This window comes from Leeia sp., assembly GCF_041909055.1.
Classification (GTDB): Bacteria; Pseudomonadota; Gammaproteobacteria; order Burkholderiales; family Leeiaceae; genus Leeia; species Leeia aquatica.
The window spans coordinates 19,590-46,125 of the sequence record NZ_JAYREC010000005.1 but is presented as its reverse complement, the minus strand read 5'-3'; the positions used below and the strand labels follow the sequence as shown (position 1 = coordinate 46,125).

At 60.2% G+C, this 26,536-nt stretch carries 28 protein-coding genes and 1 tRNA gene; 21 read left to right on the top strand and 8 right to left on the bottom strand.

Annotated features, from left to right (window positions below; genetic code table 11):
* The first annotated feature begins 11 nt into the window (after positions 1-11).
* The 12 genes from ACE3O2_RS13090 (at position 12) to yiaA (ending at position 12,361) form a co-directional block, all read left to right on the top strand.
* Entirely contained in the window at positions 12-1,100 is a 1,089-nt protein-coding gene (locus tag ACE3O2_RS13090) for a flagellar basal body P-ring protein FlgI (RefSeq protein ID WP_374338190.1), read from the top strand.
* A 109-nt stretch (positions 1,101-1,209) separates the two neighbouring features.
* The gene (locus ACE3O2_RS13085; protein WP_374338188.1) at positions 1,210-2,253 is read left to right on the top strand and encodes a DUF475 domain-containing protein; all 1,044 of its coding nucleotides are present in this window, start codon (positions 1,210-1,212) and stop codon (positions 2,251-2,253) included.
* A gap of 79 nt (positions 2,254-2,332) precedes the next feature.
* Positions 2,333-3,307, top strand: coding sequence for a flagellar assembly peptidoglycan hydrolase FlgJ (gene flgJ / locus ACE3O2_RS13080; protein WP_374338186.1), 975 nt, complete (start codon positions 2,333-2,335; stop codon positions 3,305-3,307).
* 53 nt (positions 3,308-3,360) lie between these two features.
* Entirely contained in the window at positions 3,361-5,247 is a 1,887-nt protein-coding gene (gene flgK, locus ACE3O2_RS13075; protein WP_374338184.1) for a flagellar hook-associated protein FlgK, read from the top strand.
* A gap of 29 nt (positions 5,248-5,276) precedes the next feature.
* Positions 5,277-6,182: a flagellar hook-associated protein FlgL gene (gene flgL, locus ACE3O2_RS13070; RefSeq protein ID WP_374338182.1), complete on the top strand. Its 906-nt coding sequence runs from the start codon at positions 5,277-5,279 to the stop codon at positions 6,180-6,182.
* Positions 6,183-6,317: 135 nt separating this feature from the next.
* Entirely contained in the window at positions 6,318-6,530 is a 213-nt protein-coding gene (rpsU, locus tag ACE3O2_RS13065; protein ID WP_168877443.1) for a 30S ribosomal protein S21, read from the top strand.
* A gap of 22 nt (positions 6,531-6,552) precedes the next feature.
* Positions 6,553-7,002: a GatB/YqeY domain-containing protein gene (locus tag ACE3O2_RS13060; RefSeq protein ID WP_374338180.1), complete on the top strand. Its 450-nt coding sequence runs from the start codon at positions 6,553-6,555 to the stop codon at positions 7,000-7,002.
* 108 nt (positions 7,003-7,110) lie between these two features.
* Positions 7,111-8,901 (top strand): DNA primase, encoded by a 1,791-nt coding sequence (gene dnaG / locus ACE3O2_RS13055; RefSeq protein ID WP_374338178.1) that lies wholly within the window; start codon positions 7,111-7,113, stop codon positions 8,899-8,901.
* 76 nt (positions 8,902-8,977) lie between these two features.
* Positions 8,978-10,888, top strand: a complete 1,911-nt coding sequence (rpoD, locus tag ACE3O2_RS13050; RefSeq protein ID WP_374338176.1) for an RNA polymerase sigma factor RpoD — start codon at positions 8,978-8,980, stop codon at positions 10,886-10,888.
* Positions 10,889-10,927: 39 nt separating this feature from the next.
* Positions 10,928-11,006: transfer RNA gene (locus tag ACE3O2_RS13045), tRNA-Ile, on the top strand.
* Between the two features lie 167 nt (positions 11,007-11,173).
* Positions 11,174-11,737, top strand: a complete 564-nt coding sequence (locus tag ACE3O2_RS13040) for a cysteine hydrolase family protein (RefSeq protein ID WP_374338174.1) — start codon at positions 11,174-11,176, stop codon at positions 11,735-11,737.
* A 204-nt stretch (positions 11,738-11,941) separates the two neighbouring features.
* The gene (yiaA, locus tag ACE3O2_RS13035) at positions 11,942-12,361 is read left to right on the top strand and encodes an inner membrane protein YiaA (RefSeq protein WP_374338172.1); all 420 of its coding nucleotides are present in this window, start codon (positions 11,942-11,944) and stop codon (positions 12,359-12,361) included.
* An 82-nt stretch (positions 12,362-12,443) separates the two neighbouring features.
* On the opposite strand, the gene dut is transcribed toward yiaA, so the two are convergent.
* The 3 genes from dut to coaBC are packed head-to-tail and all read right to left on the bottom strand — an operon-like array spanning position 12,444 to position 14,893.
* A complete protein-coding gene (gene dut / locus ACE3O2_RS13030; protein WP_374338170.1) occupies positions 12,444-12,899 on the bottom strand; it encodes a dUTP diphosphatase in 456 nt (151 codons plus the stop codon).
* A 27-nt stretch (positions 12,900-12,926) separates the two neighbouring features.
* Positions 12,927-13,646, bottom strand: coding sequence for a pyridoxine 5'-phosphate synthase (locus ACE3O2_RS13025; protein WP_374338168.1), 720 nt, complete (start codon positions 13,644-13,646; stop codon positions 12,927-12,929).
* Positions 13,647-13,663: 17 nt separating this feature from the next.
* Positions 13,664-14,893: a bifunctional phosphopantothenoylcysteine decarboxylase/phosphopantothenate--cysteine ligase CoaBC gene (gene coaBC / locus ACE3O2_RS13020; RefSeq protein ID WP_374338166.1), complete on the bottom strand. Its 1,230-nt coding sequence runs from the start codon at positions 14,891-14,893 to the stop codon at positions 13,664-13,666.
* A 173-nt stretch (positions 14,894-15,066) separates the two neighbouring features.
* Between coaBC and ACE3O2_RS13015 the strand changes: the two genes are divergently transcribed.
* The 5 genes from ACE3O2_RS13015 (at position 15,067) to ACE3O2_RS12995 (ending at position 17,679) form a co-directional block, all read left to right on the top strand.
* Entirely contained in the window at positions 15,067-15,906 is an 840-nt protein-coding gene (locus tag ACE3O2_RS13015) for an EamA family transporter (RefSeq protein WP_374338164.1), read from the top strand.
* A 12-nt stretch (positions 15,907-15,918) separates the two neighbouring features.
* A complete protein-coding gene (gene radC / locus ACE3O2_RS13010; protein ID WP_168877430.1) occupies positions 15,919-16,638 on the top strand; it encodes a DNA repair protein RadC in 720 nt (239 codons plus the stop codon).
* A gap of 69 nt (positions 16,639-16,707) precedes the next feature.
* Positions 16,708-16,941, top strand: coding sequence for a 50S ribosomal protein L28 (rpmB, locus tag ACE3O2_RS13005; protein WP_168877429.1), 234 nt, complete (start codon positions 16,708-16,710; stop codon positions 16,939-16,941).
* 51 nt (positions 16,942-16,992) lie between these two features.
* Positions 16,993-17,148, top strand: a complete 156-nt coding sequence (gene rpmG, locus ACE3O2_RS13000; protein ID WP_168877428.1) for a 50S ribosomal protein L33 — start codon at positions 16,993-16,995, stop codon at positions 17,146-17,148.
* Positions 17,149-17,226: 78 nt separating this feature from the next.
* The gene (locus ACE3O2_RS12995) at positions 17,227-17,679 is read left to right on the top strand and encodes a GFA family protein (protein WP_374338162.1); all 453 of its coding nucleotides are present in this window, start codon (positions 17,227-17,229) and stop codon (positions 17,677-17,679) included.
* Between the two features lies 1 nt (position 17,680).
* Here ACE3O2_RS12995 and ACE3O2_RS12990 read toward each other — a convergent pair whose 3' ends face one another.
* From ACE3O2_RS12990 to ACE3O2_RS12975, 4 genes are read right to left on the bottom strand one after another with little or no spacing between them, the layout of a single operon-like run.
* Positions 17,681-18,586 (bottom strand): hydroxymethylglutaryl-CoA lyase, encoded by a 906-nt coding sequence (locus ACE3O2_RS12990; protein WP_374338160.1) that lies wholly within the window; start codon positions 18,584-18,586, stop codon positions 17,681-17,683.
* A gap of 15 nt (positions 18,587-18,601) precedes the next feature.
* Entirely contained in the window at positions 18,602-19,435 is an 834-nt protein-coding gene (locus ACE3O2_RS12985; protein WP_374338692.1) for an AAA family ATPase, read from the bottom strand.
* Positions 19,436-19,446: 11 nt separating this feature from the next.
* On the bottom strand, positions 19,447-19,863 hold the full coding sequence (locus tag ACE3O2_RS12980) for a hypothetical protein (RefSeq protein WP_168877424.1): 417 nt from the start codon (positions 19,861-19,863) through the stop codon (positions 19,447-19,449).
* Positions 19,864-20,301 carry a thioesterase family protein gene (locus ACE3O2_RS12975; protein ID WP_168877423.1) on the bottom strand — a complete coding sequence of 146 codons (438 nt, stop codon included), beginning with the start codon at positions 20,299-20,301 and terminating at the stop codon, positions 19,864-19,866. It lies immediately after the preceding gene.
* 202 nt (positions 20,302-20,503) lie between these two features.
* Between ACE3O2_RS12975 and ACE3O2_RS12970 the strand changes: the two genes are divergently transcribed.
* The 3 genes from ACE3O2_RS12970 to ACE3O2_RS12960 all read left to right on the top strand — a co-directional run bounded on the left by ACE3O2_RS12970 (position 20,504) and on the right by ACE3O2_RS12960 (position 23,007).
* Positions 20,504-20,947, top strand: a complete 444-nt coding sequence (locus ACE3O2_RS12970) for a universal stress protein (protein ID WP_168877422.1) — start codon at positions 20,504-20,506, stop codon at positions 20,945-20,947.
* Between the two features lie 43 nt (positions 20,948-20,990).
* Positions 20,991-22,079: an HD domain-containing phosphohydrolase gene (locus ACE3O2_RS12965; RefSeq protein ID WP_374338157.1), complete on the top strand. Its 1,089-nt coding sequence runs from the start codon at positions 20,991-20,993 to the stop codon at positions 22,077-22,079.
* Positions 22,080-22,191: 112 nt separating this feature from the next.
* On the top strand, positions 22,192-23,007 hold the full coding sequence (locus ACE3O2_RS12960) for a heme-binding protein (RefSeq protein ID WP_374338155.1): 816 nt from the start codon (positions 22,192-22,194) through the stop codon (positions 23,005-23,007).
* Between the two features lie 60 nt (positions 23,008-23,067).
* On the opposite strand, the gene ACE3O2_RS12955 is transcribed toward ACE3O2_RS12960, so the two are convergent.
* The gene (locus ACE3O2_RS12955; protein WP_374338153.1) at positions 23,068-24,645 is read right to left on the bottom strand and encodes an amino acid permease; all 1,578 of its coding nucleotides are present in this window, start codon (positions 24,643-24,645) and stop codon (positions 23,068-23,070) included.
* A 460-nt stretch (positions 24,646-25,105) separates the two neighbouring features.
* Between ACE3O2_RS12955 and ACE3O2_RS12950 the strand changes: the two genes are divergently transcribed.
* Positions 25,106-26,488, top strand: a complete 1,383-nt coding sequence (locus ACE3O2_RS12950) for a glutamine synthetase family protein (RefSeq protein ID WP_374338151.1) — start codon at positions 25,106-25,108, stop codon at positions 26,486-26,488.
* Positions 26,489-26,536: the final 48 nt, after the last annotated feature.

Below are 26,536 nucleotides of genomic sequence, written 5' to 3'. Positions count from 1 at the left end.
AGTAGCGGCATATGAGCATGAAACGCTGGTGGCTATTGCTGGGCGTGCTGCTGATGAGCGCAGCCCAGGCTGACCGTATCAAGGATCTGGCGACGGTGGCCGGCGTGCGGCCCAACCAGCTGGTGGGTTACGGTGTGGTGGTGGGGCTGGATGGCTCCGGCGACAGTTCGACGCTGACCTCACAAAGTCTGGTCGCCATGCTGAGTCAGTTGGGTGTGCAATTGCCGCCCGGCACCAATCTGTCGGCAAAAAATGCCGCACCGGTGAGTTTGACCGCTACCCTGCCTGCCTTTGCTAAGCCAGGCCAATTGATTGATGTCACCGTTTCGGCGATGGGCAGCTCCAAAAGTCTGCGTGGCGGTACCCTGCTGCTGAGCCCGCTCAAAGGGGCGGACGGGCAGGTCTACGCCATGGCGCAGGGCAATATCCTGCTGGGTGGTGCGGGGGCCTCGGCCAATGGCAGCAGTGCCCAGGTCAACCAGCTGAACGCTGGGCGGATTCCATCTGGTGCGACGGTGGAGCGGCAGGTGCCGACCCCACTGGGGCAAGGTGAGTACATCAATCTCGAATTGACCAGTACCGATTTCACCACGGCAGATCGGGTGGTGGATGCCATTAACCGCAATATCGGTGCGGGTACTGCGCGGGCGGTGGATGGTCGGCAAATCCAGGTGCGCGCACCGAGTGATTCCAGCCGCCGGGTGGCTTTCCTCTCGCAGATCGAGAATCTCTCGGTGGCACCGGCGGCAGCGGCGCCGCGAGTGATTGTGAATGCGCGCACGGGCTCGATCGTGATGAACCAGATGGTAACCGTCGAAAACTGCGCCGTCGCGCATGGCAACCTCAGTGTGGTGATCGGTACCGATAACAGCGTCAGCCAGCCGGGAGCATTGTCCGGCGGACAGACCACGCCGAATGCCAATTCGACGGTATCCATCAATTCGGACAAAGGCCAGCTGGTCAACTTGCCGCGCTCTACGCGCCTGTCTGACGTGGTGAAGGCCTTGAATGCGGTGGGGGCCACGCCGCAGGATTTGCTCTCCATCCTGCAAGCGATGAAAGCCGCAGGTGCGTTGCGGGCGGAGCTGGAAATCATCTGATGACGCTTGCTGTCCGGTTAGGTGCGCGGTAGCATCGCCGCAATTCAAGATATTTAACTCAAAACGGCGCAAAATGCGCCGTTTTGCATGATCAGAAAGGCCAAACGGCGTGCAGACCCTGTTGCGTTACTTTAAAGGTTCCTTGTCCCTTTTGCTGCTGGGGCTGGCGGCGGCCTGGTGGCTAGGGGAGTCCTTCGGTCTGGGTGGCGCGCGCGCCATGTTTGTGGTGCTGATTCTCTCCGTGCTGGAGATATCACTGTCGTTTGACAATGCCGTGGTCAATGCCACGGTGCTGAAAGACATGGATGCGGTCTGGCGCCGGCGTTTCATGACCTGGGGCATGTTGATTGCCGTGTTCGGCATGCGGGTGATTTTCCCGGTGTTGATCGTGGCGGTGGTGGCAGGCATCAGCCCGTGGGGCGCGTTGCAAATGGCGGTACAGCAGCCCGCTGTTTATGCCGCTACCTTGACGTCCGCCCATGTGGTGGTCGCAGGCTTCGGGGGCACTTTCCTGCTAATGGTGTTTCTCAAGTTCTTTCTGGACAAAGAGAAGGACATTCACTGGATACGCTTGCTGGAAGCGCCCTTGTCCAAGGTTGGGCGCATGCAGGCGTTCGAGATCGCTCTGTGCTTGCTGGCTATCTATCTGATGAATGGCTGGCTGCCGCAGGCTGAGCGCTTGCCCTTTGTGCTGTCCAGCCTCGCTGGCTTGATGACCTATATCGTGGTGGACGGATTCAGTGCCTTGCTGGAGGGTGAGAATGACGGTGTGGCGGATACGGTGGCGCTGGCCCGTACCGGCTTGTCATCCTTCCTGTATCTGGAAGTGCTGGATGCCAGCTTCAGCTTTGATGGCGTGATTGGCGCATTTGCCCTGTCCAACAACATCTTCATTATCGCCATTGGTCTGGGCGTGGGGGCGATGTTCGTCCGCTCACTGACCATCCTGTTTGTCGAGAAAGGAACGCTGGACCAGTTCCGCTATCTGGAGCACGGGGCGTTCTATGCCATTGGTGCACTGGCCGCCATCATGTATCTGGGGACAGTTCACCATATCTCGGAAGTGGTCACCGGCCTGATTGGCGCTGGCTTCATCGTCCTCTCCTTGCTGGCCTCCTTGCGGCATAACCGGCACCATCCGACCCAGGCTTGATCTGCCATCACTGAGCGGCCTGCACCCGGCAGGCACGCTTCCTGCATGATGTGGTGTGCTTACTTTGGCAGACTGCATCATGACACTGACTCTCTCATCCACGCATCGCAACCCGACGCAGGCACTGGCCAGCGATGTGCAAGCCTTGTCGGGCCTGCGCCGTGACGCACGGCAAGGCGCGCAAGAGGCCTTGCGCGGCGCTGCCCAGCAGTTTGAGGCGCTGATGCTGCAGCAGATGCTGAAAAGCATGCGTGCCTCGGTGCAGGAGAGCGATTTGTGGAGCAGTAGCGACAGCAAGCTGTTCCAAGGCATGCAGGATGAGCAGATGGCGCTGGAGATGTCCAAGGGCAAGGGTTTTGGCCTGGCGGACGCGTTGCTGCGGCAGATGTTGCCGACGGATACGCTGTCGGCGGCAATGCCTGCCGAGCGGGCAGTGCGACGCTTTGCGCCGCAGTATGCCGGGCACGGTCGTTTGCCCACAGCCCAGTATGCGGTGGAGCAGGGGAGCAAAGCAGCTCCCGCTACACAGACGGGCGCTGTGGCACCCGTTCGCGCAGCCAGTCCAGCCCAGGCAGAGGACAGGGTGGCCCGATTCCTGCAACAGGTGGGTGACGGCCTGACATCGGCAGCCAGTCAACTGGGTGTATCCCCCATGCTGATCGCTGCCCATGCTGCACTGGAGAGTGGCTGGGGTCGCCGCGAGATCAAGGATGCGGCAGGTCGTAACAGTTTTAACCTGTTCGGTATCAAGGCGGGGCCGGAGTGGCGGGGCAAGGTGGCGGAAACCACCACCACCGAATACGTGGGTGGACAGGCCGTAAAACGGGTGGAGCGATTCCGGGCCTATGACTCCTATGCGGATGCGTTCAAGGATTACGCCAAAATGCTGGCCAGCAGTGAGCGTTATCAAGGGGTGTTGAACCGGGGCAATGATGCCGTTGGTTTTGCACAGGCTTTGCAGCGCGGTGGTTATGCGACCGATCCGCACTATGCGGGCAAGCTGGCACGGGTGGCTGCTCATCCTGGGCTGAGGGCGATCCAGTTGGCCGGCTGACCGGCTCAAGATTTGTGTTTGACTGACGATATAAAGTCAGTGGGAGTACCATCATGCAACTATTCGGAATCGGTTTGTCGGCATTGAATGCAGCCCAGCTCGGGTTGAGCACGACCGGCCATAACATCGCCAATGCCTCCAGCGCGGGCTACCACCGGCAGGAGATCTTCCAGTCGGTGCAGACCCCGACCCTGACCGGGGCGGGCTTTGTCGGCAATGGGACCTATGTCGAGAATATTCGCCGTGCCTACAGCCAGTTTCTCGATGGCCAGGTGATGGAGGTCGAAGGGGTCGCCAGCTATCTGACGACTTACCGCAGCGGCATGGAGCAGGTGGATAACCTGCTGGGGGACGCCAAGTCGGGCCTTGCCCCGGCGCAGCAAGAGTTTTTCCGCACCATGCAGGAAGTGGCGGCCAACCCGGCCAGCGTGCCGGCACGACAGTTGTTGCTGTCTTCAACCCAAAGCATGGTGGCCCGCTTCCAGACCATGGACAAGCGGCTGGAAGACTTGTACATCGGCTCCAACCGGCAGATTGAGGACTCCATCAGTGAGGTCAATGCCCTGGCCAAGCAGATTGCCGAGCTCAACAAGCGGGTGATCAGCGCCGAGAGCAATGCCGGCAAGCTGCAAGCCAATGACCTGCGTGACCAGCGTGAGAAACTGATCGCGGACCTCAACAAGATCGCCCGTACCCAGGTGTCAGTCGATTCGGAAGGCAATTACAACGTCTTTGTCGGCACCGGACAGAGCCTGGTGGTTGGGCCGAATGCCAGTGCCCTCAAAACCCAGCGCTCGGCAGAAAACCCGCAGAAGCTGGATATCTTTGCGACCAATGGTTCGGTGGACGTGCTGATTCCGCCTGCCAGCCTGAGTGGCGGGCGGATTGGCGCGCTGTTTGCCTATCGTGATGAAAGCCTGTCGATTGCCCGCAGTGAACTGGGGCGCGAGGCCATGGTACTGGCCAACGCCATCAACCAGCAGCATCAGCTGGGGCAAGACCTGCAGGGTAATTTCGGTGGTGCCTTCTTCACGGTGGCGTCACCGGTGACTTTCTCGAGCACCAATAATTCTTCTGCAGCGGTGATGAGTGCCACGGTCGGCAATTACAGCCAGTTGGTTGCCAGCGACTATCGGGTCACCTTTACGGGGGTTGGCGCGTATTCCGTCACTCGCCTGTCGGACAACACGGTGTTTACGGGGTCGCCTGCGACCGTAGATGGTGTCAACTTGAGTTTCAGTGCACCTGCCAATGCGGGTGATGTATTTTATCTGCAGCCGACGGTTGCGGGCTCCAGTTCGCTCAAAGCGCTGGTAACTGATCCAGCCAAGGTGGCCGCAGCCTTGCCCTTGCGCACGGTGGCTGCCCTGGCGAATACCGGTACCGCCAAGCTCGAAGTGCAAAGCAATAGCAGTACCGCGGGCATTCCGGCCAGCGGCACCATGCGTACGCTCACCTTCAATGCTGGCGCGTATACTTCCTCGGTGGGTACCGATACTGTTGCGCTCAGCGGCAATACCCTGACGGTGACGACCGCCGCCGGCAATGTCATCACCATGTCGGTGACCGGGACTCCCGCCAACGGTGACACCTTCAATCTGGATCGCAACACCGGCGGGGTGTCCGATGGTCGCAATGCGGTACTGCTGGGTAAGATTGCCACCACCAATCTGCTCAATGGCGGCACCACGACCTTGCAAGGGGCATACGGTCAGCTGGTCAGCCTGATGGGCAACAAGTCACGCGAGCTGAAGGTGACCGGGGAAGCGCAGGATACGCTGCTGAAGAATGTAACGCAGGTTCAGCAATCCTTCTCGGGAGTGAACCTGGATGAAGAAGCGGCCCGCTTGATTCAGTATCAGCAAGCCTATCAGGCCGCAAGCAAATTGATTTTGACTGCCAAGCAGACGCTGGAAGAAATCTTCAGTGTGATGCGTTAAGCAGCCAGTAGCAAGCAGGAGAACCGATCATGCGTATGAGCAGTTTGACCATGCGGGAGCTGAGTGTCAGCAACATTCAGCAACGCCAGCTGGATCTGATGCAGGCGCAGCAACAGCTGGGAACGGGGCGGAGGGTGCTGGTGCCCTCGGATGACCCGGTCGCGGCGGCCCGCGCACTGGATGTGTCGCAGGCGCTGGGGCGTACCCAGCAGTTCAACGAAAACGGCGGGCGGGCCAACAGCATTCTGGCCTTGATGGAGACTCAGCTCAATGGCGTGATGCACGGCATCCAGAACCTGCGCGAGCTGGCGGTGAAGGCGGGCAACGGTGGCTTGTCCGATGCCAACCGCAAGGCCCTGGCGGCGGAAGTGGAAGCCCGCTTTCGGGAGATGCTCAATATCGCCAATACCCGCGATGCGGATGGCCTCTACATGTTTTCTGGTTATCAAGGGAACGTGCAACCGTTCAACGAAACCGCATCTACCACCCCGGTGGGTACGGTGGCCTATGCAGGCGATGATGGCGTGCGGCGTGTCCAGATCAGCGAAACCCGTGAGGTTCAAGTCAGCGAAGCGGGTAATACGGTATTTGGCAATCTGTTTGCCACCATCAAGACCTTGCATGATGCCTTGTATAACGGCGCCAGCGCTCCCGGCTACCAGACCAACCTGGATACCGCGCTGAATAACCTCAAGACTACTCAGGACAATCTGGGGATTGTCTTTGGCGGGGTGGGTACCCGTGAGAACGAGGTTGAAACCACGGTAGCCACCGGGCAGGACCTGGCCTTGCAATATCAGACCGAGCACAGCAAACTGGTCGATATTGATTACGCCAAAACCATCAGCGACTACCTGCAATCCAACCAGTTGCTGGAAGTGGCGCGCACGACTTATCAGAAGACCCAGGGTTTGACGCTGTTCAACTATCTGTAAGCGCCTGGCACGGAGAGCCCACCTTATGAGGTGGGCTTGACTTTTCTGCACATGAGGCTTTCGTTTCACTGGCAGGTCTGCTACAATCCCGCGTCTTAACCCCTAACCTGTTTTTGAATCCGAGGTTGATTATCCATGCCTAACGTACGCGTCAAAGAAAACGAGCCGTTTGAAGTAGCCATGCGTCGTTTCAAGCGCACCGTTGAAAAGACCGGTCTGCTGACCGAGCTGCGTGCACGTGAGTTCTACGAAAAGCCGACTGCTGAGCGCAAGCGCAAGCTGGCTGCTGCCGTCAAGCGCCATTACAAGCGCCTGCGCAGCCAGACCCTGCCGCCGAAGATGTACTGAGCTTTTCCGCAGGAGCTGTCTCGTGTCCCTCAAGGTACGCGTGCTGGATGACATCAAGCAGGCCATGCGCAACAAGGATAAAGTCCGTCTGGATACCTTGCGCTTGCTGTCATCCGAAATCAAGCAGAAAGAAGTGGACCAGCGGGTTGAGCTGAGCGATGAAGATGTCGTCGCTGTCATCAGCCGCATGCTGAAGCAGCGCCGTGACAGTATCAGCCAATTTGACGCCGCAGGGCGCACTGATCTGGCTGATGCCGAGCGCGCAGAGGTAGAGATCCTCACTGCCTATATGCCACAGGCCCTGAGCGCCGAGGAACTGCAAGAGGCGGTAATGGCTGCCATTGCAGAAGCTGGCGCCACAGGCCCGCAGGACATGGGCAAGGTGATGCCACTGCTGAAGTCCCGCTTGGCCGGTCGTGCCGACATGGCGCAGGTTTCTGCGAGCTTGAAGGCGGCACTCGCACCACGCTGATACGCTGCAGCTGCTGTACCAGCCCGCACCCCTGTAAAGGGACGCGGGCTGTTTGCTTTTTCAACGGCCGCCTGACCGGTTCAGGTAACCACGGCATGGAGGAAGCGAGTGATTCCGCAGTCTTTCATTGACGACCTGCTGGCCCGGGCTGACATTGTCAGCGTGGTTGACCGCTACGTGCCGTTGAAGAAGACCGGCATCAACTACTCGGCCTGCTGCCCCTTCCATCAGGAAAAGTCTCCCTCCTTTACGGTTAGCCCCAGCAAGCAGTTCTATCACTGCTTTGGCTGTGGCGCGCATGGTGATGCGCTGCGCTTCGTTATGGAGTATCAAGGACTGGGCTTCATTGACGCGGTGAAACAACTGGCAGCCGACTACGGCATGACTGTGCCGGATGTGCGCGAGGAGCAGGCGCAGCAGTTCAAGGCGACGGTATCGCCTTTGATTGACGTGCTGCAGCAGGCTAGCCAGCATTTTCGGCAACAGCTCAAGCAGAGCCCGGAAGCCATTGCCTATCTGAAGGGGCGTGGCCTCACCGGGGAAGTGGCCGCCCGCTTCGGCCTGGGCTATGCGCCGGATGACTGGCAAGGCCTGGCCAAAGTGTTTGCCGACTACCCGACCCGCAGTGCACTGGTGGAGAGTGGGCTGGTGATTGATAACGAACAGGGCCGCCGCTACGACCGGTTTCGTGACCGCGTGATGTTCCCCATTCACAATGCCAAGGGTCAGATCATCGGCTTTGGTGGCCGCGTGATGGGCAAGGGTGAACCCAAGTATCTGAACTCGCCAGAGACGCCGCTGTTCCAGAAAGGCCATGAGCTGTACGGCCTGTATCAAGCCCGGCAGGCCATCAAGCAGGCAGGCAAGGTGCTGGTGGTGGAAGGCTATATGGACGTGGTGGCGCTGGCGCAGTATGGCGTGGAGTACGCGGTGGCCACCTTGGGAACTTCGACCACGGCGGACCACCTGCATAAATTGTTTCGCCACAGCGAGCGGCTGGTGTTCTGTTTTGACGGCGACAACGCGGGACGCAAGGCGGCCTGGCGGGCGCTGGAGAATGCGCTGCCGCAGTTGAATGATGCGGTCCGGCTGGAGTTTCTGTTTTTGCCCGAGGGCGAAGACCCGGATAGTCTGGTGCGCCAGATTGGCAAGGCGGGTTTTGAGCAGAAGCTGGAGGCCGAGGCCGAGCCGCTGTCCCGTTTCCTGCAGCGTGAACTGGCGGCACGGACCGAGCTGGCGCGTGGCGATGCGGAGGCGAAAGCGCGTTTCTGGCATGAGGCCAAGCCCTTGTTGAATCAGATAGCCGCCCCCACCTTAAAAAGTGCGCTGTGGGATGAATTGAAGACGTTCACCGGCATGTTTCGCCGTGAGTCCCCACAGCAGCAGGGTGGGCAGAAGGGACGCAAACCGTGGCAAAAGCAGGACGCATTGCCGCCACAGCCCGCGCGTACCGCACCCGCCAGCAACGAAGAGCGGGTGTTGATGTATCTGTTGCGCCGCCCCGGCTTGTGGCGGACATTGCCAGAGTCGGTGCACATTGAGCGTTGTGACTGGCCAGCCGCCGGGCGCGCCTTGCTTGACCTTCTGGCGGCCTCCCCTAAGCTGGAAGAGCTGGATAGCCATACGCTGTTGAGTCAGGCGCCCCTGCAATGGCAAGCCCAATGGACCCGCTGGCTGCAGCGCGACTGGGTGACATCGCTGGATGTGTACAGTGAGGCGGGTGAGCAGGAGTTTCTGGCCGCCAGCCGCAGCATCTGGCTGGCGGTGGAGAGCCGCTGGCGCGCTGAGCGCAAGGCGGAGCTGGATGCCCGTATCCAGGCCGATGGCCTGGGGAGTCTGGATGAGGTAGAGCGGCAGGAGTACCTGCGCTTGATGCTGCCTGCACGGCAGCAAGCCTAGCCAATGAAGTGAAAAAGTCGTAAAATCAACAGTTTTCGGACCCGTTTCCGTCCACCCCATTGGGAATACGCACACAATGACCGAAGAAATTCGCCAGGACAAGCCCGAGTTCAGCAAGAAGGACCATGACCAGTCCCGGCAGCGCCTCAAGACCCTGATCGTACTGGGCAAGGAACGGGGCTACCTGACCTACGCCGAGATCAACGACCATCTTCCGGAAGACATGCTCGATGCTGAGCAGATCGAACAGATCATCAGCATGATCAACGACATGGGCATCCAGGTGATGGACGAAGCGCCGGATGCCGAGCAGATGCTGATGTCGGATGCTACGCCTACCGTGGCTGATGACGACGTGGTGGAAGAAGCCGAAGCGGCGCTCTCCTCGGTCGACTCCGAATTTGGCCGCACCACCGACCCCGTGCGCATGTACATGCGCGAAATGGGCACGGTGGAGTTGCTGACCCGTGAAGGCGAAATCGAAATCGCCAAGCGGATCGAAGAAGGCCTCAAGCACATGGTGCAGGCCATCTCCGCCAGCCCCACCACCGTGGGCACCATCCTGGAAATGGTCGAGCGCATCGAGAAGGATGAGATGCGCATCGACGAGCTGATTGATGGTCTGGTAGACCCCAATGCCGAAGCCCTCAATGAGGAGCTGGCCGAGCTCGCCATGCAAGAAGCGGCGGACGCGGTGGACGTGAACGAAGACGAAGAAGACGAAGAGGGTGGCGAAGACAGCACACCAGGAGTGGACCTGGAAAAGCTGAAGGCCGACGCCATGGTCCACTTCATCGAAATTCGTGAGCAGTACGCCCGCATGGTGGCGGCACTGGGCAAGAGTGGCTTTGGCTCGCCGGACTTTGTCACTGCTCAGCAAGCCATCTCGGAAAAGCTTACCCTGATCCGCTTCTCTGCCAAGCAGGTGGACGCACTGTGCGACAGCCTGCGCAAACTGGTGGACGAGATTCGCAATCAGGAGCGCGAGATTCAGGACATCGTGGTGCTGAAAGCGCAAATGCCGCGCCCGCACTTCATCAAGCTGTTCCCCGGCAATGAAAACAACCCGCAGTGGGTGCACGATGAAATCGGCGCAGGCAAGCCACACAGTGATGCGCTGTCCCGCTTCAAACACGCTATTTTTGAACGCCAGGGCAAGCTGTCCGACATTCAAAAGCGGGTGCTGATCCCGATCAAGGATCTGAAAGAGATCAACCGCCAGATGTCCACCGGCGAAGCCCGCTCCCGCCGCGCCAAGCGCGAGATGATCGAGGCTAACCTGCGTCTGGTGATCTCCATTGCCAAGAAGTACACCAACCGTGGTTTGCAATTCCTGGATCTGATTCAGGAAGGCAACATCGGTCTGATGAAGGCGGTGGACAAGTTCGAATACCGCCGTGGCTACAAGTTCTCCACCTACGCCACCTGGTGGATCCGTCAGGCCATTACCCGCTCGATCGCTGATCAGGCCCGTACCATCCGTATCCCGGTGCACATGATCGAAACCATCAACAAGATGAACCGCATCCAGCGGCAAATCCTGCAGGAAACCGGCCTGGAGCCGACGCCGGAAGAACTGGCCGCCCGCATGGAAATGCCGGAAGAGAAGATTCGCAAGATCCTGAAGATTTCCAAGGAGCCCATCTCCATGGAAACCCCGATTGGTGACGACGATGACTCCCACCTAGGCGACTTCATTGAAGATGCCGTCACCATGGCGCCGGTCGAGGCTGCGGTCTACGCCAGCCTGAAGGACGCCACCAAGGAAGTGCTGGACACCCTCACACCGCGTGAGGCCAAGGTGCTCCGCATGCGCTTCGGCATCGAGATGAACACCGACCACACGCTGGAAGAAGTCGGCAAGCAGTTTGATGTCACCCGCGAGCGTATCCGCCAGATCGAAGCCAAAGCCCTGCGCAAACTGCGCCACCCGACCCGCTCGGAACGCCTGCGCAGCTTCCTTGACGGCGAAGGTAACCCGCAGTAAGCTGGCGTCCCTTTCCAGCCGGTGCCCCGCACCGGCTGCGGGCCTCTAGCTCATGCCTGGTTAGAGCAGCGGACTCATAATCCGTTGGTGCCGGGTTCGACTCCCGGGGGGCCCACCAGTACCTGAAAACAGCCTGCAGCGATGCAGGCTGTTTTGCTTTGCAGGCATCTCCTGTGAGATCCAGTTTTTCTTTGCTGAATGGGCAGACTCGCGGCCGGCTAGGGTTGCCATGCTGGCGTATGGTCGTGTACAAGGTGATGCTCACGGGTTTTAAAGTAATCAAACATGTCTACTTTTCCGGCTTTGATCATCATCGACATGCAGCAGGGCATGAGCTGGCCTGCGCCTGATATGCGCAATAACCCTGGTGCGGAGGCGGTGATTGCCGCGCTGCTGGCAGAGTGGCGCCAGCGTGGGGCGCCGATTGTGCATGTACGGCACATTTCGCGTACACCGGGTTCACCATTCTGGCCGGGGCAGCCGGGGGTGGAGTTTCAGCCGGCTTTGCAGCCTTTGCCGCATGAGCATGTGGTGGAGAAGAATGTGCCGGATGCTTTTGTGCATAGTGGTTTGGAGCGCTGGCTGCATGTACGCGGTATCGACCGTATCGTGATTGTCGGGGTCAGTACCAATAACTCGGTGGAGTCGACCGCGCGCAGTGGTGGCAATCTGGGTTTCAAGACTTATGTGATTGCGGATGCCTGCTTTGCGTTCAAAGGGCAGGATCATGACGGCGTCCCGCGCACTGCGCAGGAGGTGCATGCCATGGCCTTGGCGAACCTGCATGGTGAGTACGCTACCGTGTTGACCTCTGCTGAGTGGCTACGCCTCAACCACCAAGCACACTGAATAATCGCTGCGGATTGAGGCATGTGGCACCCGGCATCGCTGTGCATGAGTTCGAAGCATGCACCTCCTTGGTGTCATTTTTTGCTACCCTGTACGTGCTGTGTCTCGTTGTCTTGTCATGCTGAAATGGGCGTGACATGATGGGCTCACTATCGCATGGCCCTGAGTCTGGGGCTTGCGGTGCCAACAACAGGGAGATCAGGCATGTCCGTACAATACCAACGTCCTTCAGCGGCATTTATCGGCGCATCATGGCTCGCGCTGTTTGCCGGTGTGCTGACCTACTGCTATGGGCTGTGGAATGCCGATGAAAAGGCAATGATGCTGAATGAGCGTGGGTATTACTTTACGGTGCTGATGTATGGTCTGTTTTCCGCCGTATCGCTGCAAAAGAGCGTGCGCGACCGGCTGGAGGATATTCCGGTGACGGGCCTGTACCTCGGGCTGTGCTGGGTATCATTGGGGATGGCCTTGCTGCTGCTGGGTGTGGGTTTGTGGAATGCTTCATTGGTACCGAGTGAGAAGGGTTTTTACGCCATTGCCTATGTGCTGAGCCTGTTTGCTGCGATTGCGGTGCAGAAAAATACACGTGACATGAAGGCGGCGGATGAGGCCGGGGCCTGATGCCTTAACTGCGTATATGCATGTATATGCATGAAAAAGGGGCAGCCTGTGCTGCCCCTTTTTTCATGGTGGTGATGTGACCTCAGGCTTTGCCGGTGCTGCCAAAGCCGCCCTCACCGCGTTCGCTGGCGGTGAAGTCATCCACAATGTTGAAGCCCACTTGCAAGACCGGCACCACTACCAGCTGGGCGATACGCTCCATGGGCGCGAGGGTGAACGGGGTGCTGCCCCGGTTCCACAGTGAGACGAAGATCTGCCCCTGATAGTCCGAGTCGATCAGCCCGACCAGATTGCCGAGTACGATGCCATGCTTATGGCCGAGGCCGGAGCGCGGCAGGATCATGGCCGCCAGGCCCGGATCGGCCAGGTGCAGAGCGATGCCGGTGGGCACCAGTTCAGTCTGGCCGGGGGCGAGGATCAGGGTATGTTCGATGCAGGCGCGCAGGTCTAGCCCGGCGGCGCCGGGGGTAGCATAGGCAGGGAGCTGCTCGCGCAGGCGGTTGTCCAGAATCTTCAGGTCTATCTGTGGTGTGCTCATGTTTCGATCAGTGTGGGTGGTCATGGATCAGGCGCGGCATTCGGTCAGGTAGCGACGCAGGGTTTCTTCCAGCCCCAGGTAGAGGGCGTCACACACCAGCGCGTGGCCGATGGAGACTTCCTGCAGGCCGGGGATATGCTGCTGGAAGTAGCGCAGGTTATCCAGGTTCAGGTCATGCCCGGCGTTCAGGCCCAGGCCCAGCTGCTGCACACGCTCAGCGGTGGCCAGATAGGGTGCCAGCGCGGCTGCGGGGTCGCTGCTGAACTGGCGGGCATAGGCCTCGGTATACAGCTCTACCCGGTCGGCACCGCAGGCCAGCGCGCCATCGGCCATTGCCGGTTGCGGGTCGATGAACAGGGAGGTGCGGATGCCGTGCTGCTTGAACTCCGCCACCACCTCCTTCAGAAAGCCCTGATGCCGGATGGTATCCCACCCCGCGTTGGAGGTCAGCGCATCGGGCGCATCCGGCACCAGCGTCACTTGGGCCGGGCAGACGGCCAGTACAGCGTCGATGAAGGCGCGGGTCGGGTTGCCTTCCACGTTCAGCTCGGTGCGCAGATGCTGCTTCATCAGCGGCAAGTCATCATAGCGGGCATGGCGTTGGTCCGGGCGCGGGTGCAGGGTAATGCCTTCCGCACCAAAGCGCTCGCAATCCAGTGCCACCTGCAGCAGGTCTGGCTGGTTATGGCCGCGCGAGTTGCGGATCAGGGCGACCTTGTTCAGGTTGACGGAAAGGCGGGTACTCACGGTCGGTTCCTCAGGGTTCAGGCTTTACGGTCAAGGGTGCGGGCCGCTGGCGCAGGGCTGCCGCCAGCATGGTAGAGGCGGGCGGCATGGGCGATCAATTGCCGGGCCTGGTCCAGCTTGTCGGTACGCGGCAGCGGAGTACGGCCGTGATCATCCAGCAGCACCAATTCATTGTCGTCACTATTGAAAGCGTTCTGTACCAGATTGGCGGCCAGCAGCGGCAGGCGCTTGCGCTTGCGCTTCTGCTCGGCGTAGTCGAGCAGGTTCTGGCTCTCGGCGGCAAAGCCCACGCAGAACGGCGGGCGCGGCAGGCTGGCAACGCTGGCCAGGATGTCGACCGTCGGGGCCAGTTCGATCTGCATGATCTGCGCGTCTTTTTTCAGCTTTTGCTCGTGCTGTTGTAGCGGGTGATAGTCCGCCACGGCGGCGACGGCGATGAACAAGTCCTGCACGCTGATATGCGCGTTTACCGCCTGCTGCATCTGCTGCGCGCTTTCCACGTCGATGCGTTTGACGCCGTAAGGGGTGGGCTGGCTGACGGGGCCCGCCACCAGAATCACCTCGGCTCCAGCTTCCTGTGCTGCGCGGGCGACGGCAAAGCCCATCTTTCCTGAGCTCTGGTTGGTGATGCCGCGCACCGCGTCGATGCGTTCAAAGGTGGGGCCGGCGGTGACCAATACCTTGCAGCCCTTCAGCGGCTTGGGCTGGAAATGGCCTTCCAGCATCGCCATCAGCGCCTCCGCCTCCAGCATGCGGCCCATGCCATTCTCTCCACAAGCCTGTTCGCCAGCATCCGGGCCAAACAGCGTGATACCGTCGGCTTTCAACTGCCGCACATTGCGCTGGGTAGCCGGGTTTTCCCACATTTGCCGGTTCATGGCCGGGGCCAGCAAGAGCGGGCAATCTCGCGCCAGGCACAGGGTGGACAGCAGGTCGTCGGCAGTGCCGTGTACCAGCTTGGCCATGAAATCGGCACTGGCCGGGGCGATCAGGATGGCATCGGCTTCCCGCGACAGGTCGATGTGCGCCATGCCATTGGGTACCCGGTTATCCCACAGGTCGGTAAACACATGCCGACCGCTGAGAGCCTGGAAAGTATGTGGAGTGACAAAACGGCTGCCCCCCTCGGTGAGCACCACACGCACGCCGACACCGGCCTTGACCAGCAAGCGGGTTAGCTCTGCGGCCTTGTACGCGGCTACGCCACCGGTCACACCCAGGACCAGATGCTTGATCGGAAACGCCATGCAGGAACTCCAATAGAACAAGCGCTGCCCGGCTGGGCAGGTCAAAGGCACATTATCGCACCAGCGACTCCCCTTGCGCAGTGGCCTGCGGAAATATTGCAGACTGGCGGGATTGGTCCTTGACGCGCTACCGACCGGGCCGCAGGATGGAAGATCGACCCTGGAGAGATGGTTTGGATACGCAGGTATTGCTGTGGGTACTGTTTGCCGCCTTGATGCACGCCAGCTGGAATGCGATGGTCAAATCGGCGGGGAACAAGCTGATGATGACCACGCTGGTGGCGGGTGCCTCCGGCGTGTTGTCCGGCGTGGGCCTGCTGTTCCTGCCGATGATGGCGGCAGCGGCCTGGCCGCATGTGCTGCTGTCGATCGTGCTGCAAGTGTTTTACTTTGCTTTGCTGGCAGCTGCTTACCATCATGCCGACATGAGCCAGACCTACCCGATCATGCGCGGCAGTGCGCCGATGCTGGTGGCGCTGGTGTCTCGCCCCTTGACCGGGGAGAGCCTGGGCGCAACCGGCTGGCTGGCGGTGCTGCTGATCTGTGGCGGGGTGTTTGGTCTGCTGGGCTCCTGGCGTGTCTTGCGCCAGCAGGGCAAGGGGGCGCGCTATGCCCTGCTCAATGCCGTGGTGATTGCGATCTACACCCTCAATGATGGCATGGGGGTACGGGCATCCGGCCATGCACTGGTGTACACGCTGTGGATTTTCTTTGTCGCTGCGGTACCGATCCTGCTCTGGGCCTGGTATGCACAGCGGGAGCCTTTGCTGTTGCAGATGCGGCTGCAGGGTGGGCGGGCATTGGTGGGGGGCGCGTTTACGCTGGGCTCCTATGGGGTGGCGTTGTGGGCGATGACACGGGCACCGGTCGCCATGGTGTCAGCCTTGCGCGAGACCTCCATCCTGTTTGCCTGTTTGATCTCGGCATGGGTGCTCAAAGAGCCGATGTCGCGGCGGCGCTGGCTGGCGGTAGGACTGATCGGTGCCGGGGCGGTGACCATGCGTCTGGCGTAAGAGGAGGGCAGGGTGCGGATTACCGATTGGCCGGCGGACGAGCGTCCGCGCGAAAAACTGCTGCAGCGCGGGGCGGAGAGTTTGTCGGATGCCGAGTTGCTGGCGATCTTCCTGCGGGTAGGGGTGACCGGCGTGTCCGCCGTGGACCTGGCGCGGCAGCTGCTGCAACGCTTTGGCTCACTGAATGCCTTGTTCGCTGCGTCGCAGGACGAGGTGTCCAGCGTACGCGGTCTGGGCGCGGCCAAGTATGCGCAACTGCAGGCGGTGCTGGAGATGGCGCGGCGTGCGCTGCTGGAAGACATGCAGCAGCAGCCGGTGCTGGGCAGTGTGAAGACGGTGAAGCAATACCTGGGCTTGCGACTGGGGCGCCTGCCACGCGAGGTGGTGCTGGGTCTGTTTCTGGATAGCCAGCACCGGCTGATCCAGTCGGCCGAGCTGGCGCGGGGTACGCTGGACCAGTGCGTGATTTACCCGCGTGAAGTCGCCCAGCAGGCGCTGGCATGCCATGCCGCCTCCTTGATTCTGGCGCACAATCACCCATCAGGCCGGCCTGATGCGAGTCCGGCAGACCATCAGCTGACCCGTAAGCTGCAACGCGCACTGCACTTGCTGGACATTCGGTTGCTGGACCATGTGATTGTGGCGGGAAACCAGAGCCTCTCCTTCGCCGAGCAGGGTTGGCTGTTGTCAAATGACACCCTTCATAGTGAAGAAAACGCACGCGGGGCTTGAGTTAGTTTGGCGTGCATGGTATAAATCACGCTTTTCCGAAATCCGCTATACGAAACTGGAGTCAGGGCCATGGCGCGAGTATGTCAGGTCACCGGCAAAGCGCCGATGACGGGGAACAACGTTTCCCATGCCAACAACAAAACCAAACGTCGTTTTCTGCCGAACCTGCAATATCGTCGGTTCTGGGTGGAAAGTGAGAACCGCTGGGTTCGTCTGCGCGTGAGCAACGCCGGTCTGCGTCTGATCGACAAGAAGGGTATCGATGTCGTTCTGGCTGATCTGCGTGCAGCAGGTGCGCTGTAATCCACGGTAACAGGGGCCTCATGGAGGCCCCAGCGATGAAAGGTTTGAATCATGCGTGAAAAGATCAAGCTGGAATCCACTGCGGGTACCGGCCACTTCTACACCACCACCAAGAACAAGCGTACCATGCCGGAAAAGATGGAGATCAAGAAGTTTGATCCCGTTGTCCGCAAGCACGTGATCTACAAGGAAATCAAGCTGAAGTAAGCTTCGGCGATTTTCACTGAAAAGCCCGCTCATAGAGTGGGCTTTTTGTTTTGCTGCGTCTGCTCTCTGGAGTCAGCAATGGAACTATCAGGTCAGTGTCAATGTGGGGCTAGCCGTTACCGGGTGATGGGTGAGCCTTTGCTGGTGTTTGCCTGCCACTGCAAGGAGTGCCAGCGGCAGTCTGCCAGCGCATTTGGCATGGGCTTGTGGTGTCGGGTGCAGACGCGTGAGGTCAGCGGCGAACTCGCTACCTGGACCCGTCAGACGCCCAGTGGGCGCACCATGGACTGCTTGTTCTGCCCGCAGTGTGGCTCGCGGCTGTTTCATCAACTGCGCGATCAGCCCGCCATTCTCAGCATCAAACCTGGCACGCTGGATGACACCCGCTGGTTGCGCCCGGGGGCGCACATCTGGACCGATAGCGCGCAATGCTGGTTTGAGCTGGATCCTGGGGTGCCAGCCAGCCCCGGCAACCCGCCAGACTTCGCACTCCTGATCGAAGCCTGGCAGCGCCAGCAGGGCCTGCCCTGACTCAGCTGGCGCGAGCAGCCAGCGCGCGGGCGACGCGGGACTGGCTGGGGCGGCCCAGTGCATCACAGATGTATTGGCCTGCTGCGCACAGCGCGGTCATGTCCACGCCGGTGTGGATCCCCAGCCCGTTGAGCAGATAGAGCAGGTCTTCGGTGGCCAGGTTGCCGGTGGCGCCTTTGGCATAAGGGCAGCCGCCCAGACCGGACACCGAAGCGTCAAATACTGATACCCCGACCTCCAGCGCGGCGTAGACATTGCTCAGGGCCTGGCCATAGGTATCGTGAAAGTGTCCGGCCAACTGTGGCAGTGGCACCTTGCGGCTTACCTGTTCAAACAAGGCGCGGGCCTTGCCTGCGGTGCCAACACCAATGGTATCCCCCAGTGAAATCTCGTAGCAGCCCATCTGGTGCAGGCTGTCTGCCACGCTGACCACCTGCGAGGCGGCAATGTCGCCCTCATAGGGGCAGCCCAATACACAGGAGACGTAGCCCCGTACCGGCACCCCGGCTGCACGCGCGCCTTCCACCACGGCGGCGACCCGCTCCAGGCTCTCTGCAATGCTGCAGTTGATGTTTTTCTGCGAGAACGCCTCGCTGGCGGCTACGAAAACGGCGATTTCATCCACCCCGGCGGCCAGCGCGCCTTCCAGCCCTTTGAGGTTAGGCACCAGTACCGGGTAGTGGACACCAGGCTTGCGCTTTAGTCCTGCGACAATCTCTGCATGGTCCGCCATTTGCGGTACCCACTTCGGGCTGACAAAGCTGGTGGCTTCAATCGTGCTGAGGCCAGCCTCTGCCAGGCGGTGGATCAGGCCCAGCTTGGTCTCGGTTGCGACTGGTTGTTTCTCGTTCTGCAACCCGTCGCGCGGGCCAACTTCAACAATACGTACAGCAGTGGGCAAGGTCATGCCGGGATCTCCGGGTCAACGCTTGAGCAGGCTGGCCAGCTTTCCGAGGCCCGCAATATCCTGCTCGGTTTTCAACAAGGCGCCCAGCAAGGGAACACGCCCTTGTGAGGCATGGGCTTGCAGGGTCGCCGCTTCGATCTGCTCGGCTTGCAGCAGATGCAGCCAGTCCAGCAGTTCGGAGGTGGATGGCTTTTTCTTGAGCGACGGCAGCTCACGCAGCCCCAGGAACAGGGTCAGCGCTTCATGCAGTAATTCATCGCGTAGTGTGGGGTAGTGAACCCGTACAATCTGTGCCAGCGTGTCCCGATCCGGAAAACGGATGTAATGAAAGAAGCAGCGGCGCAAAAAGGCGTCCGGCAGCTCTTTCTCGTTATTGCTGGTGATGATGACGATGGGGCGCTGGCGGGCGGTAATGGTTTGCCGCGTCTCGTAGACATCAAACGCCATGCGGTCCAGCTCACGCAGCAAATCGTTGGGGAACTCGATATCCGCTTTGTCGATTTCGTCGATTAGCAGTACACAGCGATCATCGCGATCAAAGGCCTCCCACAGCTTGCCCCGCACAATGTAATGGCCAATGTCGGAGACGCGAGGATCGCCCAGCTGCGAGTCCCGCAGGCGGGAAACAGCGTCATATTCATACAGGCCATGCTGCGCCTTGGTGGTGGACTTGATGTGCCAGGCCAGCAAGGGCAGCTGCAGGGCGCGGGCCATTTCTTCGGCCAGCAGGGTTTTGCCGGTGCCGGGCTCCCCCTTGATCAGCAGTGGCCGTTCCAGCGTGATGGCGGCATTGACGGCCAGCATCAGCTCCGGCGGTGCGACATAGCGGTCACTACCGGCAAAGCGCAGCTCGGACATGCTTACAGCTCCGACATCGCAGACTGGATGTCATCCAGTGTGATGTGCCAGTGAGCGAGGATGTGCTGAAATACAGCAATTTCCACTTCTGACAGGTCGTGATCGCTCTTGCTGATATCCAGCAGAATGGCGGCGGTCAGCAAGCGCTTCTTCGGGTCGGTGACGCAGTCCAGCATCTCGTCGAGCCGCGCGCTGGATACCAGCTGGACGTGACCCTCGGCATCCATTTCATCTGACAGGTCGCCCAGGTAGTCATGGAATACCTGGGTAAAACTTTCCCGGCTGATACCGATCACATCATAGATGTTCAGCTCGTCCAGCAGCTCGATTTCATGAGGGTGCACATCGGCATCGGTGATGATCATCATCGCCAGGATGCGTGCCATGGCTTCCGGGCTGTTCAAGGCGTAATGTTTCATTCAGGCAGTCTCCAACGGGGGGAACAGGGCTTGGAAGTCAGCAGGCAGGCGCAAGGGCTTGCGGCTGGTGTAGTCAAAGCAGACCATGGTGGTTCGTGCACGCGCCACTGGCTGTCGGCTCGCGGCATGGCTGACCTGATACGTCAACTCAAAGCCATGCGGGTGCCATTCGGTAACGGCCAGTTGAAAGCGCAGTAGGTCGCCATGGAAGGCTTCAGCCAGATATTGCACGGCGAGGTCACGCAGGATCAGCCCGGCGTCACCGATTTTCAGCTCGGTGTGGCCGAGGCTGTGCAGAAAGCGGACTCGCGCCTCATGCAGCAGCGAGACCAGTGCATCATGCCCCAAGTGCTTGCCATAGTTGACATGCTGGATGCAGACCGGCATCTCGGTCTGAAAGTCATGTCGGGTCAGGGCAGGCAAGGTCAGTTTGGGCATGGAAACCACGGGTAATCCGGATAGCTGCCAGTGTAGCATCCTGCGGGTGCTTGGCAATCTTTGCTTGCTTTTCCTGGCGGGGTAACCTGTACTGAGATATGGGCATCTCCTCGCTGGACGTGGTTTCGGCTGACCTGGATCAAGACATGAAGTCGAGGGCAGGCATAGGCTGGAATGGTCAATGTGTGAACAGGAGGTCGATATGTATCAGCGTATCTTTGTACCGGTAGATGACAGCACCACCTCTGCAGCAGCCCTGAAGGAGGCAGTGCGCTTTGCGCAGGACCAGCATGCCGTAGTGCGTCTGGTACATGTGGTGGATCTGGCACAGTTTTTCTGGGGGGGCGCAGAGTTCATTGACACCTCCGAGCTGCAGAAAAGCTTGCTGGAAGCCGGGCGCAAGGTGCTGGCCACTGCAGAAGCCGAAGTCAAGGCGGCCGGTGTGCAAGTGGACAGCGAACTGCATCAAACCTATGGCGAACGGATTTCCCGTGTGATCGTGGACGATGCCAAGGCCTGGAATGCGGATATTGTGGTGATGGGTACCCATGGCAAACGTGGCTTTGATCATTTGCTGCTGGGGAGCGTGGCCGAGGGGGTGATGCGCATGGCCGTGACGCCGATCCTGATGATCCGCGCCGAATGATCATGCGGCAGCACTGATCGGGCTGCCGCAGAAGGGAGTGGGGTTGGACTGGAACCATTTGCTGGTGCTGGATGCGGCAGGTCTGCAGGATTTCCGTGAAGGATTGGCGGATCATGCCACCACCATTGAGCGTGAAGTGGCACGACTCAAGCGCAACCCTGCGGAACCCATGCCCTTGGTCGAGCTGTTTCGCGCCTTCCATAACATCAAAGGCGATGCAGCGCTGTGCCGAGTGGAGTGGGCGGTGGAGCTGGCGCACCCGATCGAATCCGTGCTGGCGCGCCTGCGCAGTGGCGAGTTGTTGTTCAGTGAGCTGCTGGGCGAGGCCATCCTGCTGGCGGTGGACCGCATGGAAATGGCGGTAGAGGCGCTGCTACAGCGCAAGCCGCTGGAGAGCCTGCGACTGGCCGCCTTGCTGCAAGCGTTGCAGCGACTGGCCGCGCAGACTGCAGGGCAGATGGACCTTGCCGCGGCCGGGCTGATTGAAGCGGTCACTGGCTTTCGGCCAACCCAGGTCAGCCTGCCGGCGCGCGGGGGGTCGGTCATCCCCAAGAGTGCGGAGCGGGTGGCAGAAGACCTGCGTTTCTTCCGTAGCCTGGCTTTGCAACTGGAGAGCCGCTCGCCTTTGCTGCGCGGGCGCACCGCCCGCAATCTGCGCTTGGCGCAGGATACCAACCGCGAGGCAGGCAACCTGATTGATCCGGTGCAGCTGGAAGCCGCAGTGTACATCCACGATATCGGCATGATGTTTCTGCCGGAATCGGTATGGCTGAAGGTGGAGCGGCTGACCGACGCGGACCGGCAGGCGCTGCACACTCACCCGGGGTTTGCCGCTGAATGGCTGGCCCGGGTAGAAGGCTGGCAGGATGCCGCGCAGATGGTGCTGCAGCATCATGAGATGCCGGATGGTGCCGGCTATCCGAACCGGCTGCCGCATGAAGCCATTTGCAATGGCGCCCGGCTGCTGGCGATTGTCGATGCTTTCGAGGCCGTGATGCAGAAACACCGGCACCGTGGGCAAAATCGCTCGGCCTTGCGCGCCATTGCCGAGATCAATGCCTGTGACAATCAGTTTGCCCCCGAGTGGATTGGGCCATTCAACCAGGTGATCCGGCGCGCGCTGGAAGCCTGACCCCTGTTCCTTGGTCCAGATTGTGGACCGGCTGTCGGTCATCTCCTTGAGCTTGACGAAGGCTTGCCTAGGCTGAAGGCGGGCACCCCCGCCCTCACTCAGGAGCTTTCTCATGGCGACCACCCTGCGCGCAAGTGCGCCCATCACCCCCTCGGTAGACCCGCTTGGCCCGCTGGCAGAACTGGCCGGTACCTGGATCGGCAGTGGGTTTAACCTGATTGCCTTGCCCAACAAGGCGGGCAATAGCATTTTCCGGCTGAAGATCAATGCTACCAAGGAATCGCTGGTGTTTACCACGGTGGGGGCACCGATCCCGAACCGGGGTTCCCTGCAAGGGGATATCGACATGGGCTGTTTGACCTATTTCCAGCGGGTCAACGATGCCAGTAGTAATGAGCTGCTGCATCTGGAGCCGGGGCTGTGGCTGAATGTGCCTTCCACCACCGCACCGGCGGAGCCGCCCACCGTGGTGCGTCAGGCTACCATTCCCCATGGCGATTCCATGCTGGTGGTTGGCAATGCGCTAAGCCATGCCGGCCCGCCGCAGATTCAGCCGGTCAGCACCACCCCCACCGGGCCTACCCCTTTTCCGCTGGGTTATCTGGACCCTTACCAGACTGCCCCGGTCCCGCCGGGCTTTCAGGTCAGCAACCCGAATGCCTCGCTGGTGGATGCCATCAAGGAGCAGAACATCGTCAGTACCACCACCCTCAGCCTGAGCAGCACCCAGCAAGGCGGGGTGGTGAACATCCCCTTTATTGTCAGCAATGCCGATGCCAACCGGGTGGATACCATTTTCTGGATTGAGACGGTGGAGCAGCCGGATGGTAAACGCTTCATGCAGCTGCAATACACCCAGACCGTAATCCTCCACTTTGCGGGCATCGACTGGCCGCATGTCTCGGTAGGGACGTTGCTGAAGCAGTAAGTACAAAGCACAACGCCCTGCAGGGCAGGGCGTTGTGGCATGTGTGCGACAGGGGCGTACTCAGGCGGTTTCGTCGAAGCTCTCTTCGATGCGGTGAATGGCATCCGCACGCTTGGCGGCGGTATCACCGATCGGCGGGCCCTTGAAGCGGTTACGCTCACCCAGCGCCCACCAGAACACCAGCATCACGGCGCACAGGCCCAGGGTCAGGTACAACACCTTGTCGTTCGGCGGCTGTACGCCGACAAACACCAGGGTTGCGCCACCCAGCGTAGCCAGTACCGCGATCGGCTTGGACCAGCTGCCCAGGTTGAACGGGCCTTTGGTGGTCCAGGTTTTGCCTTCGGCAAAAATACCTGCCGCAACCGGCATCACGTAGGAGATGTACAGGAACACCGCGCAGCCGGTTGACAGTACCACGAAGGCATCGCCATACAGGGTAGCCACAAACGCCAGCGCTGCGCTGACCCAGATGGCGGTCACCGGGGTGCGATAGTGGTGGTGCACCTGCTTCAGGGTATGCGAAGCGGGCAGGCCGCCATCACGGGCAAAAGCGTACATCATGCGCGAGGTGGAGGTCAGGCAGGCCAGGCCGCAGATGTAGTTGACCACGAACAGGCCAATGCCCAGTGCCACCTTGAGGCCGTGCGGTACGGTATCCAGCAGCGAGCTGAGGAAGCCTGCACCTTGTGCCACACCCTTCGGAATGTCCGGCATCACCAGCACGAAGGAGCAGATCATGATGTAACCGAACAGTGCTGACCACATCACAGAGCGCAGGATACCTTTTGGCACGTTCTCAGATGCATTGTGGGTTTCTTCCGAGGTGTGAGCCGAGGCATCAAAACCGGTAATGGTGTAGACCGTCAGCAGCAGGCCGGACAGGAACACCATGCCGCTATTGGCATTTTGCGGCCACCAGCTGCCCTCGGAGCCTGCAAGGTTAGTGAAGGTAAACAGGCGCGAGAAGTCCAGCGGCGTCTTGGAGAACGCCAGCAGCGAGACGGTCAGCACCAGTGCCACCACAAAGATCAGGTAACCGGACAGGTCGGTGAGCTTGGTGGTGATCTTGATGCCCATGTGGTTTAGCAGCGCCTGGCTGGCCGTTACCGCAGCAATGAAGCCGGTCTGGAACAGGTTGATCTTCCAGCTGCCCAGTTCCAGCACGTGCCCGGTCAGGGTTTCACTGCTGATGCCGAGAAGGGGAGCAATGAAGGTGGTAAAGAAGGGGTCATAGACACCGAAATTCACCGAGGCCACCACAAAGATCAGGCCCAGCAGGTTGAACCAGGCCGTCGCCCAGCCATAACCCTTGCCGCCCAGGATGGAGCCCCAGTGGTACAGGCCGCCGGAGGTGGGGTAGGACGATGAAATTTGCGCCATGGCGGCCGCCACCACCAGCGCAAACAGCGCGCCGACCGGCCAGCCGATACCGATGGAGGCACCGCCTCCGGCACTCAGGCCCCCCTGGAAGGCGGTAATGCCACCGGCCAGGATACAGATGATGGAAAAGGAAATGGCGAAGTTGGAAAAACCACTCATGGTGCGTGCCAGTTCCTGCGCATACCCCATGCTGTGAAGCAGCTTGACGTCGTCGTCGGCTGCGGCTGCAGCGCCTGACTTGTGTTCTGTACTCATGGTCATCCTCTTGTTGCTGTTGCTTGACGTGGGCAGATGGGTCTCTTGGTGATCCTTTACTGCAGGAGTGCTGCAGGGCTTGCCGCCTGCTTGGCGCTCCGGTGCAACTCGCGGGCTGATGTCTCCCTGATTTCTCCCTTGCTGCAAATGTTGAGTCTTTTGATGGCAATGGATACCGGCACGCGGCCGATTTCGCAGGGCAAGTGTGCAAGGGGTGTTTGCGGCTGACAATGAACATTAATTGCATTAATGCCCGACATAAGAGTCGGCGATGATGCTGCCAGGCAACATGAGCAACCATGCTGCAGCGCCGGGATTAGGGCGGCTAATGACCTCAATTAGAGGGCACGATACTTGTTGGCGGCCCATTCTTGCGCTGACTAACATGCCCTCCAACAGCCCGAACAAGGGGCGAACCCACACCAATCAAAATCGGTGGATGCCAAAGGAAGAGAGAGCAATGCAAGCACGTGAAGTCAAAACCGCAGAAGATGCAATCCGGCTGATCGAAGCGCGTGGCCTGACCCACGTCAAGGTGGGCCTGTCGGATATCGACGGCATCATGCGCGGCAAATATCTGGCCAAGGACAAATTCATTTCTGCCCTCAAGTCCGGCTTTGGGTTCTGTAATGTGGTGCTGGGCTGGGATTTGAACGACCAGCTGTACGACAACGTCCAGTACACAGGCTGGCACACTGCCTACCCGGATGCCATGGTACGCATCCTGCCGGAAACCTGCCGCGAGCTGCCGCTGGAGCAGGTCAACGGCCAGAACATGCTGTTCTTCCTGTGCGAATTTGTCGAAGAGGCCGCCACCGTCTGCCCGCGTAACCTGCTGCAACGGGTGCTCAAGCGCGCTGAGGACATGGGTTATGACGCCTACTCCGCGCTGGAGTACGAATTCTTCATGTTCAAGGAAACCCCGGAAACGGTGCGGGCCAAGAACTACCAGAACCTGACGCCATGGACCCCGGGCTACTTTGGTTATTCCGTCCTGCGCAGCACCGTGGAGAGCGATTTCTATCACCAGCTGCTCAAGCTGAGCGAAGACATGGACATGTCGATTGAAGGGCTGCATACCGAAACCGGCCCGGGCGTGCTGGAAGCGGCCATCGGCGTGGATGAAGCCGGGGCTGCCGCCGACAAGGCCTTCCTGTTCAAGACCTTCTGCAAGGTACTGGCCCAGCGCAACGACCTGATGGCCACCTTCATGGCCAAGTGGTCGCACAACTACCCGGGGCAGAGCGGTCACATCCACCTCTCCCTGCGCGATCGCAACAGTGGCAAGTCGGCCTTCTACGATCCGAGCCAGCAGTACGGCATGAGCAAGACCCAGCGCCACTTCATGGCAGGTGTGCAGCGTTACCTGCCGGAATTCATGTCCATGTTTGCGGCCACCGTCAACAGTTACTCCCGCCTGGTGCCAGGTTACTGGGCCCCGCTGGATTCCACCTGGTCGCTCGACAACCGTACCACCGCCTTGCGACTGATTCCGGGCTCCGACAAGTCGCAGCGCATGGAAGTGCGCATCGGTTCGGCGGACGCCAACCCGTATATCGCGTTGTCTGCCGCACTGGGCGCGGGGCTGTACGGTATTGAACAACAACTGGAACCGGAACCGATGGTGGTGGGCAATGCCTATACCCAACAGTTCCCGGATCACCTCAAGCTGCCGAATACCCTGTGGGAAGCCGCACAACGCTTCAAGGGCAGTGAAGCCGCCCGCGTGCTGTTCGGTGATGCGTTTGTGGACCACTTCGCCGCTACCCGTGAATGGGAAGAGCGCGAGTTCCGCCGCCACGTGACCGACTGGGAACTGCAGCGTTATTTTGAAATCATCTGAGCATCGCCACCCAGCCGGGTGGCCAGACTCAGCAGACCGGCAGCACGG

What these genes read in the sequence shown, in the direction of transcription:
- ACE3O2_RS13090 (WP_374338190.1), top strand. Translation starts at nt 12, where the DNA reads ATGAGCATGAAACGCTGGTGGCTATTGCTGGGCGTGCTGCTGATGAGC.
- flgJ (WP_374338186.1), top strand. Translation starts at nt 2,333, where the DNA reads ATGACACTGACTCTCTCATCCACGCATCGCAACCCGACGCAGGCACTG.
- flgK (WP_374338184.1), top strand. Translation starts at nt 3,361, where the DNA reads ATGCAACTATTCGGAATCGGTTTGTCGGCATTGAATGCAGCCCAGCTC.
- flgL (WP_374338182.1), top strand. Translation starts at nt 5,277, where the DNA reads ATGCGTATGAGCAGTTTGACCATGCGGGAGCTGAGTGTCAGCAACATT.
- rpsU (WP_168877443.1), top strand. Translation starts at nt 6,318, where the DNA reads ATGCCTAACGTACGCGTCAAAGAAAACGAGCCGTTTGAAGTAGCCATG.
- rpoD (WP_374338176.1), top strand. Translation starts at nt 8,978, where the DNA reads ATGACCGAAGAAATTCGCCAGGACAAGCCCGAGTTCAGCAAGAAGGAC.
- ACE3O2_RS13040 (WP_374338174.1), top strand. Translation starts at nt 11,174, where the DNA reads ATGTCTACTTTTCCGGCTTTGATCATCATCGACATGCAGCAGGGCATG.
- yiaA (WP_374338172.1), top strand. Translation starts at nt 11,942, where the DNA reads ATGTCCGTACAATACCAACGTCCTTCAGCGGCATTTATCGGCGCATCA.
- dut (WP_374338170.1), bottom strand. Translation starts at nt 12,899, where the DNA reads ATGAGCACACCACAGATAGACCTGAAGATTCTGGACAACCGCCTGCGC.
- coaBC (WP_374338166.1), bottom strand. Translation starts at nt 14,893, where the DNA reads ATGGCGTTTCCGATCAAGCATCTGGTCCTGGGTGTGACCGGTGGCGTA.
- rpmB (WP_168877429.1), top strand. Translation starts at nt 16,708, where the DNA reads ATGGCGCGAGTATGTCAGGTCACCGGCAAAGCGCCGATGACGGGGAAC.
- rpmG (WP_168877428.1), top strand. Translation starts at nt 16,993, where the DNA reads ATGCGTGAAAAGATCAAGCTGGAATCCACTGCGGGTACCGGCCACTTC.
- ACE3O2_RS12995 (WP_374338162.1), top strand. Translation starts at nt 17,227, where the DNA reads ATGGAACTATCAGGTCAGTGTCAATGTGGGGCTAGCCGTTACCGGGTG.
- ACE3O2_RS12990 (WP_374338160.1), bottom strand. Translation starts at nt 18,586, where the DNA reads ATGACCTTGCCCACTGCTGTACGTATTGTTGAAGTTGGCCCGCGCGAC.
- ACE3O2_RS12980 (WP_168877424.1), bottom strand. Translation starts at nt 19,863, where the DNA reads ATGAAACATTACGCCTTGAACAGCCCGGAAGCCATGGCACGCATCCTG.
- ACE3O2_RS12975 (WP_168877423.1), bottom strand. Translation starts at nt 20,301, where the DNA reads ATGCCCAAACTGACCTTGCCTGCCCTGACCCGACATGACTTTCAGACC.
- ACE3O2_RS12970 (WP_168877422.1), top strand. Translation starts at nt 20,504, where the DNA reads ATGTATCAGCGTATCTTTGTACCGGTAGATGACAGCACCACCTCTGCA.
- ACE3O2_RS12960 (WP_374338155.1), top strand. Translation starts at nt 22,192, where the DNA reads ATGGCGACCACCCTGCGCGCAAGTGCGCCCATCACCCCCTCGGTAGAC.
- ACE3O2_RS12955 (WP_374338153.1), bottom strand. Translation starts at nt 24,645, where the DNA reads ATGAGTACAGAACACAAGTCAGGCGCTGCAGCCGCAGCCGACGACGAC.
- ACE3O2_RS12950 (WP_374338151.1), top strand. Translation starts at nt 25,106, where the DNA reads ATGCAAGCACGTGAAGTCAAAACCGCAGAAGATGCAATCCGGCTGATC.